9 protein-coding genes and 1 tRNA gene are annotated in these 11,566 nt (G+C 54.7%); 7 read left to right on the top strand and 3 right to left on the bottom strand.

Annotation, left to right across the window (positions count from 1 at the left end):
- A partial coding sequence (locus tag Q3981_RS01995) for an SPFH domain-containing protein (RefSeq protein ID WP_303123370.1) occupies positions 1–702 on the top strand: 702 nt, incomplete at its 5' end.
- On the opposite strand, the gene Q3981_RS01990 is transcribed toward Q3981_RS01995, so the two are convergent.
- Complete coding sequence (locus Q3981_RS01990) at positions 703–1,308, bottom strand: MarR family transcriptional regulator (protein WP_303123367.1); 606 nt, start codon at positions 1,306–1,308, stop codon at positions 703–705.
- A gap of 13 nt (positions 1,309–1,321) precedes the next feature.
- On the bottom strand, positions 1,322–2,161 hold the full coding sequence (locus Q3981_RS01985; RefSeq protein WP_303123362.1) for a TVP38/TMEM64 family protein: 840 nt from the start codon (positions 2,159–2,161) through the stop codon (positions 1,322–1,324).
- 349 nt (positions 2,162–2,510) lie between these two features.
- Between Q3981_RS01985 and Q3981_RS01980 the strand changes: the two genes are divergently transcribed.
- From Q3981_RS01980 to meaB, 3 genes are all read left to right on the top strand, one after another.
- Positions 2,511–4,373: a methylmalonyl-CoA mutase family protein gene (locus tag Q3981_RS01980; RefSeq protein WP_012731570.1), complete on the top strand. Its 1,863-nt coding sequence runs from the start codon at positions 2,511–2,513 to the stop codon at positions 4,371–4,373.
- 23 nt (positions 4,374–4,396) lie between these two features.
- The gene (gene scpA, locus Q3981_RS01975; protein ID WP_303123359.1) at positions 4,397–6,646 is read left to right on the top strand and encodes a methylmalonyl-CoA mutase; all 2,250 of its coding nucleotides are present in this window, start codon (positions 4,397–4,399) and stop codon (positions 6,644–6,646) included.
- A 312-nt stretch (positions 6,647–6,958) separates the two neighbouring features.
- Positions 6,959–8,101: a methylmalonyl Co-A mutase-associated GTPase MeaB gene (meaB, locus tag Q3981_RS01970; protein ID WP_303123357.1), complete on the top strand. Its 1,143-nt coding sequence runs from the start codon at positions 6,959–6,961 to the stop codon at positions 8,099–8,101.
- 72 nt (positions 8,102–8,173) lie between these two features.
- On the opposite strand, the gene Q3981_RS01965 is transcribed toward meaB, so the two are convergent.
- Positions 8,174–8,259: transfer RNA gene (locus Q3981_RS01965), tRNA-Leu, on the bottom strand.
- Positions 8,260–8,769: 510 nt separating this feature from the next.
- On the opposite strand from Q3981_RS01965, the gene Q3981_RS01960 reads away from it, so the two are divergent.
- The 3 genes from Q3981_RS01960 to Q3981_RS01950 form a co-directional block, all read left to right on the top strand.
- Positions 8,770–9,315: a hypothetical protein gene (locus tag Q3981_RS01960; protein WP_303123355.1), complete on the top strand. Its 546-nt coding sequence runs from the start codon at positions 8,770–8,772 to the stop codon at positions 9,313–9,315.
- A 271-nt stretch (positions 9,316–9,586) separates the two neighbouring features.
- A complete protein-coding gene (locus tag Q3981_RS01955; RefSeq protein WP_303123353.1) occupies positions 9,587–10,168 on the top strand; it encodes a hypothetical protein in 582 nt (193 codons plus the stop codon).
- Positions 10,169–11,566, top strand: a 1,398-nt coding sequence (locus Q3981_RS01950) for a hypothetical protein (RefSeq protein ID WP_303123351.1), incomplete at its 3' end; no start/stop codon positions are given.

Genomic DNA, 11,566 nt, shown 5'->3' with positions numbered 1-11,566 from the left:
GACCGCGAAAAGCGCGCCATGATTTTGACTGCGGAAGGTCAGCGCGAGGCTGATATCAAGACTGCCGAAGGTGAAAAACAAGCCCGTATCCTTGCCGCCGAGGGCGAAAAGCATGCTGCCATCTTGCAAGCGGAAGCCGAGCGCCAGGCTGAGATCCTTCGCGCCGAGGGACAACGAGCAGCCCGCTACCTACGCGCACAGGGTGAAGCTCGCTCCATCCGTAAGGTGAATGCTGCCATCAAAACCTCGCAGGTCACACCGGATGTTCTCGCTTTCCAATACCTCCAAAAGCTTCCTGAAATGGCTGAAGGATCTGCCAACAAGATGTGGCTGATTCCGTCGCAATTCGGTGATGCCCTGGAGTCCTTCACCAAGCAGTTCTCAGACAAGGATTCTGACGGGGTATTCCGCTACGAAGCTCCTAGTGTCGACGAGGAAACCAAGGCAGAGGCAGCGACGGATGAGGATGACGACTGGTTTACCACTCAGTCTGCACCTGAAATCGCCAAAGCTGTCGCTGAGGCAAACGCCGTCGCTAACAAAACGGTGGATGATCCATTAGACAGTGCTCTGGCCGCTAAACGGAACACGGCGAAGAAGCTCGGGGAAGATCCCTCCACTGCGGGTTCGGAGAACATCGACGTTGCCGATGCTGACGATCAACCGGACGTCGATTCGCCGGAGGACGCGTCGAACGAGTAGTTAAAGTTCCTCCGCCCGGGTCAAAAGGTGGACGGCAAGGTCCCATCCTGCTTGTTCTGCCTGCCAACCCGCCGCAACCAGACGCTGCGACATTGCTTGCTTAGAGATACCAAGCTCTACCGCAGCGTCGTTTTGTGTATATCCCTGCCGCATAAGCGCTGTTGCTTCTCGGCCTTCCTCAGTCCTCCGGGTGAGCACATGGCCGATCAAAGAAAACGCCGCGGAAATATCTGAAGCGAGCTCCGAACTCGCTATGGAAGAGTTCTGGGAGATCGTGGCTATCGACGCGCCCACGGTACCGGCCCGTTTACCTGTACAACTACGGGCGACAACGGACGGATCGTGCCCCCCGATCCCAATCCCAATAGCCCACTCACCGGCAGAGAGGAAAGCCATCACTACTTGGGCTTCAGATTCTGCGTCGCGAGTAAGGAGCGAAATCTCCTCCACGCCTTCCACGGTGGACTTGAGAACCCCGGGCAGGTGCTCCATAGCTTGAGCACTATTCTTCACGTATTCCGCCCGTCTCATAGTCCGTCCACGGAACCGAGCATGCACTGCAAAAAGTGATCGAGCCGACGTTCCTCGCGTGTGAGCCATTGCCATGGAGTCAAGGATACTAGCTTGTCCTATTCGTGTGCGTTCCAGTCGTCGTGTCGTCAGTATTCGCACGTGGCGGCCGCGCGATGTCCGTAATCAAGCCCGTCAGGCCGACTCCAAAAAGAACGACGCTGATCAAAATCGTTAAGGGGCTACCTTGTCCCGCCGCGGCGTCGCCAACGAGGACGGTGGCGATCGTACCTGGAGCCGACCCGACTATCGTCGCCAGAGTAAAGGGAAGGGCTTTGATCGACGACAGAGCACACACGTAGTTCAGGACAGAAAATGGAACAGCCGCAATCATGCGGAGGGAGCCGACGGCCAGCCAGCCCCGGCGTCGTAAATGGGCATTAACCCCGTCGACGGCAGGGTGAGTGAGGCGGGACTGTACCCAATCTCGTCCAAGACGGCGGACAATGAGCAGGGATAATAACGCTGAACACCCCGTCGATATCAGCGCGACACCTATGCCAATGAGTGGACCAAAGAGCACGCCACAGCTGAGGGTAAAGACTGTCCGGGGTATCGGGAACTGGGTGGCAAGGATATAAACAGCCGAAAAGGCGAAAGGAAACCACCACCCAGCGCCCACGGACCAATCTCTGAAGGTGGTCACGGAGGGAAGTGGAACGACGAATAGCGCTGCCACCAGCACAACGAGGATGACAACACTCAGCACTTGATTGAGACGTGTCCAGCGCAACCACCCATGGCACACGTCGCGAATGATGACGCCGATGATGTTGAGGAACTGCGCCAATGCTCGTGACGTTGCTGTAACGACACGATGAATCCAGGATCGTCGGCTAGGTGGGTCGGCCTGAGGATCGGGTTGAGTCACCACGTCACGTCGTTGCATAACGTGGGTAAGCCTACCTTCTGGCGGCTCGGTGGATGAGAAAGGCGACCCCAGATTGTGGCTCACATTATTGACCACACATAGGGGAGAAGTACGTCACATCGCGCTGAAATTGACAGATAAATCGCTATCAAACGGGCGATAACGACGTGTAGTCGGGAAAATATCAACCAATGGGGACTACCCTGAGAAGGGAGTGAACGACGTGCAGGCTCCGTTGTGTTTAACGAAAACACCTGCAAGATAACCGTTATGAATGGTGTTGCCACAACATCGCTGAGCTAGACCACTGCACCGGTTCACCTGAAATGATTAACCTACTTTGAACGACCAGGACGGAGGGTCAGTTGTGACTGACTCACAGGTTGGCACGGAAGATGCCGCCCTGCAGCACGAATGGTATCGGGCAGTTGCGAAGGTTTTTGCCCGAACCCGCAAGCAGGATCCTTCCGACGTTCCGGATGATGTGTGGAAGAAGCTCATCAAGCCGACTTACGACGGAATAGATGTCAAACCGCTCTATATGCGGACCGATCAAGGACCAGAGCCATCTGCTCCCGGTGAATTCCCATATACACGTGGAGCCAAGCTCCTTGAGGCCGACAATGCCGGATGGGGAATTCGCGAGGTTTTCGGACCTGCCGTCGAAGTTAACGCAACTGCCGGTGGCCAGAGCGCGAAAGACATCAACAAGCGAATTCTTCACGCACTGAATGTTGGGACCACGGTCCTCGAGCTCAAGGGAATCCAACCCACGGACATCCCGGGAGTGCTCAATGACGTCTATCTTGACCTTGCCCCGATCGCGCTAGCTACTCCCTCGAAAGAATTGGGAGATGCTTTCCTCGATTTCCTCGAGACCAATGGCGACGACAAGACAACTGCTGACCTCGGTGCTTCACCGCTGACGTCGGGGTTCGATTCGTCGCAAAGTGTTGACCTCGACACTGCCATTGCATGGGCAAAGAAAGCATCTGAGCTTCCTGGCGCAGTGCACGCCATCACTGTGAATGGTGTCTCACTCAGCAACCAAGGCGCGACAGATTCCCAAGAGATTGGACTGGTTCTGGCTGCAACACTGGAGTACTTGCGGAAGCTTACCGACGCCGGTCTCTCTGTTGAAGACGCAGTCGACCAGATTTCGATCCGACTCGCCGCAACCGACGACTTCTTCTCGACGATCTGTAAATTCCGTGCGCTCCGCTCACTTCTGGCGCGGGTGTGGGAAGTGCTGGGCATTGTGGATCATCCGCTGCCCGCAATCCACGCGGAAACAGCACCAGTGATGTTCGCCCAGCGTGACCCCTACACGAATATTCTTCGGTGCACGATCGCTTCATTTGCGGCAGGCGTCGGTGGGGCCACGAGCGTGCTGGTTCATCCCTTCGACTATGCGATCAAGAATGGATTGCCAGGAGCTCGACGTAGCTTCGCCCACCGCATCGCGCGAAACATCAATCTTCTACTTTTGGAAGAGTCTCACTTGGGATTTGTTGCTGATCCCGCTGGTGGCTCGTACTACGCTGAGTTCTTCACTGACCAGCTCGAGGAGAAGGCATGGGGCGTCTTAACGGACGTCGAATCTAAGGATGGCTTCATCGCTGAAACTGATAACGGCGATATTCAAAAGCTCCTCGATGAGTCGTATGAAAAGCGGCGCGATGATATTGCTCATCGCCGTACCAAGGTGACAGCGATCAACGAGTTCCCGAACTTGGCTGAGAAGCCGCTGGCGGCTGATCTGCGCATTGAGCCGACAGGTGTTCGCCGTTGGGGAGCTGATTTTGAGGCGCTGAGAAACAGGTCGGACGCGTACTTCGAGAAGGAAGAGAAGCGGCCTGTCATTAAGTTGGCGCCTCTTGGCCCCCTGGCCAAGCACAACATCCGCACTGGTTTCACCACGAACCTCCTGGCTTCTGGTGGTATTCAGGCGGATAACCCAGGACAAGTCACCCCAGACGACGAGAACTTCGCAACTCAGTTCAAGGACGCTCCCATCGTGGTCGTCTGCGGTACGGATGCGGAATATGCAGAGAACGCTGGTTCCGCGATCGATGCCCTACGAGCTGCGGGAGTGAAGAAGGTTCTCCTGGCGGGCGCTCCGAAGGCCGTTGAGAATCTCGATGATTCTTCGAAGCCTGATGACTACCTGAACATGAAGATTGATGCAGTCTCGACGTTGTCGGGCCTGCTCGATGAGCTCGGCGCATAATCGCTGTTAGGACTGTGACAACAATGAGCACAAGTATTCCGAATTTTGCCGATGTTTCGCGAGCTACAGAGAAGGCAGCGACGACATCAGCTGAAGAAGATAAGGGGACGTGGACAGTCCCCGAGGGTTTCGACGTCAAACGCGTCTACAACGGTGAAGATAGGGAACACGTCCTCAAGGCGGGGCATCCCCTCGATTCGTATCCCGGCATCAAGCCATTTATGCGTGGTCCGTATCCAACGATGTATACGAACCGCCCGTGGACGATTCGCCAGTACGCTGGTTTCTCCACCGCAGCAGAGTCGAACGCGTTCTACCGTCGTAACCTGGCCGCCGGCCAGAAGGGTTTGTCGGTGGCCTTCGACCTGCCCACTCACCGCGGCTATGACTCAGACAACCCGCGTGTTCAGGGCGACGTCGGTATGGCTGGTGTGGCCATCGACTCCATCCTGGATATGAAGCAGCTGTTCGAGGGAATTGACCTTGGCAGCGTGTCCGTGTCGATGACGATGAACGGTGCTGTGCTGCCGATTTTGGCTTTGTACATTATCGTCGCCGAAGAGCAGGGTGTTCCTCCGGAGAAGCTGGCCGGAACGATTCAGAATGACATTCTGAAGGAGTTCATGGTCCGCAATACTTACATTTATCCTCCGCAGCCGTCGATGAGGATTATTTCGGAGATCTTCGAATACACCTCTAACAAGATGCCGCGGTGGAACTCCATTTCGATTTCCGGCTACCACATTCAGGAAGCTGGAGCGACGGCTGACCTCGAGTTGGCCTACACCCTGGCTGACGGCCTTGAGTACATTCGCGCTGGACTGAATGCTGGCCTTAATATCGACGCTTTCGCACCTCGCCTCTCGTTCTTCTGGGGCATTTCGATGAATACCTTCATGGAAATTGCGAAGCTCCGCGCTGGCCGTATTCTGTGGAGCGAAATCGTCAGCAAATTTAACCCCGAAAACCCGAAGTCACGGGCTCTGCGTACGCACTCTCAGACATCGGGATGGTCGCTCACCGCTCAGGATGTGTATAACAACGTTGGGCGTACTTGCATCGAGGCTATGGCGGCAACGCAGGGACACACGCAGTCACTGCACACGAACGCGCTGGATGAGGCTCTCGCGCTCCCGACAGATTTCTCGGCTCGTATTGCTCGTAACACCCAGCTGATCTTGCAGCAAGAGTCCAATACGGTGCGCCCAGTCGATCCGTGGGCTGGTTCCTACTACGTCGAGTGGTTGACCAACCAGTTGGTCGAGGAAGCTCGCGAGCACATTCGCGAGGTGGAAGAAGCCGGCGGTATGGCGAAGGCCACCGAGCAAGGCATTCCGAAGCTGCGCATCGAAGAGGCCGCGGCACGTACTCAGGCTCGTATCGACTCTGGCCGTCAGGCGCTCATCGGTGTCAACAAGTATGTGGGCGTCGAGGACGAGGCCATCGAAGTTCTGAAGGTTGAAAACAGCCGTGTTCGCCAAGAGCAGCATGACAAACTCGAGAAACTTCGTGCTGAGCGCGATCAAGGTGCCGTCGACCAAGCTCTGAATGCTCTCACCGGAGCTGCGGGCATGGACGGATCCCACGGCAACCTCGAGCACAACCTTCTGAAGCTTGCGGTCGATGCTGCCCGCGTTGGTGCCACCGTCGGTGAGATGTCTGATGCTCTCGAGAAAGTGTTCGGTCGCCATCAGGCAGAGATCCACACGCTCTCGGGTGTGTACAAAGACGAGGTAGGTAAGGACCGCACCGTGGGTAATGTCGCTAAAGCCACCGCTATGGCGGATGCATTCGCCGAGGAGGAAGGCCGCCGGCCACGTATCTTCATCGCGAAGATCGGACAGGACGGTCACGACCGCGGACAGAAAGTCGTTGCGTCCGCTTATGCTGACCTAGGCATGGACGTTGACGTCGGACCGCTCTTCCAAACTCCCGCCGAAGCCGCTCGGTCTGCTGTCGATTCCGACGTGCACGTCGTCGGCGTGTCGTCGCTGGCAGCTAGCCACTTGACGATCGTCCCCGAGCTTCGCGAGGAATTGAAGAAGCTGGGCCGCGAAGACATCATGATCATCGTGGGCGGCGTTATTCCTCCAGGAGATTTCCAAGAGCTATACGACGACGGTGCTGCCGCCATTTACCCGCCGGGCACTGTTATCGCAGATTCTGTGATCGACATGCTGACCAAGCTGTCGGCACACATGGGAATCGAGCTTCATGTCGATGACGATGACAAATCGGACGACTCTGAGGCTGAGGATAAGGCGGAGGCCTAGGGCATAAAGCGACGGAATTACGGCACCACTATTCTTCCCGGTGGTGATTCTTCCGGGTGGTGCCGAGATTCCTTAGCTGCATGATGAGCGCTCTTTTCCCGGCCAATTGGGGTGGGGAGAAGGGCGCTTTGTCCTCATGATGGGCATCATGTAGAGAGTAACTTCACACGTCACGCGGTTCGTTAAGCATCTCGAGGTCCGTCGAGCGCTTTCACGGTCCGGCGAGTTTTTAAACAAATAAATAATTAATTACACAATTTACTTATAGAATTATTTTTATGACGAGCTCTTCGTAGAAAGGCGGAGATATCAATGTCTTCCGATAGCCAAGCGCGGGGAGATGAATTTCTCGAGTCAACCCTCGGGTCATTAACGACGACTGCGGGGACTGAAGTTCCAGGAAAGTCAGCAGTTGCTCCGGAAGCGGTTAAGCGAGCCCGCCACCGCATCGACGTCGATGCTTTGTTCACCTCCGTGCGGAATAATGAGCGAACCCAGCTTGCCCGGGCCATCACTTTGCTTGAGTCTTCCGCACCGGCGCATCACGTCTTGGCCCAAGAACTATTGGTGAAGCTGCTCCCTTTCTCTGGAAAGGCATTACGAGTAGGTATTACGGGCGTCCCCGGCGTCGGTAAATCCACGTTCATCGAACGCCTCGGTTTATACCTTGTGGAAAACGGCCACAAAGTGGCAGTCCTCGCTATTGACCCTTCGTCGACTCGTTCACGTGGATCAATCTTGGGAGATAAAACCCGAATGACGAAGCTCTCGCAAAGCGAGAACGCGTATATTCGGCCATCCCCAAGTGCCGGAACACTCGGTGGTGTCGCTAAAGCGACCCGCGAGACGATGATTGTCATGGAGGCCGCCGGGTATGACGTTATCCTCGTCGAAACTGTCGGCGTGGGGCAGTCGGAGGTCGCTGTCAGCGAGATGGTCGACTGCTTCACCTTCCTAGCTCTAGCAGGCGCTGGGGACCAGCTGCAGGGCATCAAGAAAGGCATTCTTGAGCTTGCCGACCTCGTCGCTATCAACAAAGCAGACGGAGATAATGTTCGCCGCGCAAAGCGGGCTGCACGAGAACTAGGTGCGGCGATGCGCATGGTTCGGCCAGCAAATGCATCATGGAAACCTCCGACAATGACGATGTCTGCTGCTGAAGGCAACGGTGTCGAAGAATTCTGGAAGGTGGTTGAAGAGCACCACGATCAAATGGTGGCCGAGGGTCGATTTGATGAGCAACGGAGGAACCAGCAGATCGGCTGGACATGGCAAATGGTCCACGAAACTTTACTGACCCGGCTAAACACATCTGAGGCAGTGAAGAAGGAAAAGAAGCTGATTGAAACGCAGCTTCGCGCCGGGCAGGTAACACCGACGATTGCGGCGGAGCGCATCCTCAAGGCTTTTGATACCGGGGAAACGACTGACAGTCAGCTGAATAAACGCGAGTAGTTAGGGCAGTGTTCCGAGCATCGCAAAACCCGAGCTCTCATCAGGATTTGATGGGAACCCGGGCTTATTCTGTGTCCGGAGGGGGACTTGAACCCCCACGCCCGTTAATAGGGCACTAGCACCTCAAGCTAGCGCGTCTGCCATTCCGCCACCCGGACAGGGTAAAAAGTCAGCAATTAGCTGAGCACGAGGCAATACTCTAGTTGTGTCGAAGTCTGTACACAAATCTGCTGGTCACAAATCGTGACACACCCCTTGAACGTCTCACGCGGTTCCGGACGCGCGGCAATGGAATTTACTTTTCCCCTGCGCATCGGGGCCAATCGATGACCATTCATCCACCGATTGATGCTAGGCAAGGGCGTCTTAGTGCGCTACTATTAGGCAAGATTCGCGCCACACCCTGGGGGACAGGTTTGTGGAGCGCAATGGGGGAATCAAGTTTGGGGGCTCTATCTACGATGGCGTGTTCATCACTCAATCGAAGTTCTAAAAGATATCGTGTGCCCACGGTATCGCTCTCGGCCTATCACCGACGTAAGAGAGGCCTCCTCGAGTTTACGTGTATCGCTTTGGCCGCATGGATGCTAGCAGGGTGCCACACGATCACTGACAAGAGCAGTGAAATAAATTCGGACCTATCCGAGACGACGTTGAGTAGTTCTGTAATGGCGCATCCTCCCATTTCTTCACAATCACCAGTGCGACAACGTAGCTCAAAAAAGAACGACGGTGAGGTTCCATTGTGGGAGCGTCCGGAAATATTGGCTAAGTATCCAGTGAAAGCAAAGAAGAACCCCGATGGCTCCTATGACTACTCAGACCCGAATTTTGAGAACGCTGACCTCTGCGTAGACGCCCCGCCAGGGTATTGGGAGACTAGAGGGTACCAGATCATTATCAGCAAACATCTTCCGTATCTCACTTCTAAAGACTGCTTATTAAAGAAAATTCCGTCTGCTGATGAGGATCTTTTGTTCAATTTTGGAACCGATGCTCGTTCAAAAGACAGAGTCTCAGGTACTCAAGTTATGGTCGCGTCTAGCTCTAAATACGGAAGATTTGACGGAGAGGGAAGCGATTCACAGTGCATTCTATATTTAGAGACACAGGTCGGGAGAGTGGCCGCTCAGGTTATGAATGAAGACAATTCTACACATAACTATAAATATCTGTGTCAGAAAGCAAAAGAATTATTTGAGGAATTAATCTGAAATGAATACTCAAATAGATATATGCTCACTAGAGCACACATGTAATGTCCTAGATACACCCCTTGATTCAACATCCGCTAGCCCGATGTCCTCGAGGAAGGAATCATGCAGCTCGTTCACTAAATTAAATCAAAGCTCTAATAGATATAATGCCACAAGGAGACCACCGACTTATAGCGGGACCAGAAAAGGGCTCTGTCAGCTCATCTGTCTCGTTTTTTCTGTGTGCCTTACAGCAGGGTGCCACACATCCACTGACGAGAGTAGTGAAATGAATCCGGAGTCAGTTAAGACGACTCCGAGTAGTTCTGCGGTGAAGCATCCCCCCATTTCTTCACAGCCTTCACCTACAAAACATAACCCAGAAAAGAACAATAATGAGTTTCCTTTGTGGGAGCGACCAGAAATCTTGGCTAAGTATCCAGTTAAAGCAAAGAAGAACTCCGATGGATCCTATGACTATTCCGATCCCCAGTTTGAGAACGCCGACCTCTGCGAAGATGTCTCGCCAGGATATTGGGAAAGTAAAGGATATACAGTGATTGGGTCGGACCATATTAAGCTAGCTAATCTGAAAGATTGCGCGTTCCTCGACGAAAAGAGGGATTTATCTAAGTACCTTTCCATAAGTACTGATAAAAGAAAATACGAAGATATCGCCGGAAGGCTCTATAGAAAATACAGCCCTGGTCGATTTGATCAAATAATTTTCTCTATTAGAACACCCGGATGCGTTGCATATGTAGAAACTAGTATAGGCCGGATTGGATTCGGCTACCTGGATGATGAAGAAAAGATGTCGGAAGAGCAGCTTTGCCAAAAAGCGCACGATAATTTAAAGAAGGTTAGTTAAATGACTATAGCTATTGATCCGTGCACTTTAGATCATGCCATTGGCGTCCTAGAGAAAAATGCCACTAGTGGTACTCAAAGAGTACTCTCGACCGCTAAATTGCTCCGAGGTGATTTCACTAATGAACCTGGGTTGCGAATGTTGGGCGAGCAGCATTGCCAGGTCATTAACGGTGAGACTGGCAGCGCGATACAGACTTTGCGGCAGCTCCGGCACCTCATCCGCTGGTTGGCCGAGGGCACGAGGGCGATGCGAGGTGCTTTCGTTAACCAAGACGATGCTTCAGCGGCCATACTCTGCGGACTTAAGTCGATCCAAGCCACAGATTTCACTTTTCCAACTCAGCCTGAGGGAACGTTTAGCGCCTTTGATTTCACCGATCCCACTCACGGTGGCACCGATGACCCGGGCGCACTATTAGCCATGCTTGACGCCGGCAACGATAATGACATTTATGCCCTCGCCGATTATTGGCACAGCTTATCCAGTTCTTTAAATGAGACCGTCGACGCCCTGGCCCGCGCCCGCTCCCAGCTGGAAGAAAACACGGGAGAGGCCATTGATGCCGCTGCCGCATGCTGTACCCAAGTGATGGCGACGGCTCAAACCTTCGCAGATAACGCCACCGCCATGCATGCATCGGTCTCCCAGCTGCCTCATATCCGGCAGGCTGCCCGCGCTCAGATCGCTGCCATCGAAGCCGAGCGCACCGCAGCTGTCACCGCAGCCACTAACCCCGCTGGAGTTCGCGCAGCCGGGGAAGCAGCACGGGCAGCCACCCGTGAATTCATGACCGGTCCTTACCAAGCTATGCTCACCGCGGCGGTGCCACCACTCCGCAATCTCACCGAACGCCCCAACGTCGGCCAGGGCGGAGGACATCTCACCGCACATTCGCCGTCGCCCATCCACACCAGTGCAGCCGAAGTTGCCCCTACGAGCGTTATGGGCGCCACACACGGCACACCAGCCGTCGGAACAACCGGGACATCCGTCGGAGGAACAACGCCCAGCACAGGCGGAGGACCAGCAGGCGGAGGGGTAGTTGGCAACACCACCACACCACCGACCTCGACAAATACCATCCCCACCGCGGTCCCTTCGCAATTCCAGCCACCTAGGGAAACGAACGGTTTTCCTCCTTCGCACACCAATCCTGGAGAATCCGGACATACCCACACACCAACGCCGTATGGGCCGCCGACTACTAATGCGGTCAATCAATCGCCCCGTGCCGCCGCACCTCACACCCCACGGACCTCGTATAACAATGGCCGCAACAATCCCACAATGACGCCCAGGTCTCAAGAACCGTGGAACCGGAACAACGCGAACGATTACCGCAGGTCAATGAAGCCAAATTCGCCAGCATCACATCTCGATAAACGCCCAGCGGGT

Source organism: Corynebacterium sp., from assembly GCF_030530965.1.
Lineage (GTDB): Bacteria > Actinomycetota > Actinomycetes > Mycobacteriales > Mycobacteriaceae > Corynebacterium.
The sequence above is the reverse complement of the archived record's forward strand: the minus strand, read 5'-3'. Positions and strand labels throughout refer to the sequence as shown.

Coding starts and splice junctions, on each gene's coding strand:
- Q3981_RS01990 (WP_303123367.1), bottom strand. CDS start 1,308: ATGGCAATGGCTCACACGCGAGGAACGTCGGCTCGATCACTTTTTGCA.
- Q3981_RS01985 (WP_303123362.1), bottom strand. CDS start 2,161: ATGCAACGACGTGACGTGGTGACTCAACCCGATCCTCAGGCCGACCCA.
- scpA (WP_303123359.1), top strand. CDS start 4,397: ATGAGCACAAGTATTCCGAATTTTGCCGATGTTTCGCGAGCTACAGAG.
- meaB (WP_303123357.1), top strand. CDS start 6,959: ATGTCTTCCGATAGCCAAGCGCGGGGAGATGAATTTCTCGAGTCAACC.
- Q3981_RS01960 (WP_303123355.1), top strand. CDS start 8,770: ATGGCGCATCCTCCCATTTCTTCACAATCACCAGTGCGACAACGTAGC.
- Q3981_RS01955 (WP_303123353.1), top strand. CDS start 9,587: ATGAATCCGGAGTCAGTTAAGACGACTCCGAGTAGTTCTGCGGTGAAG.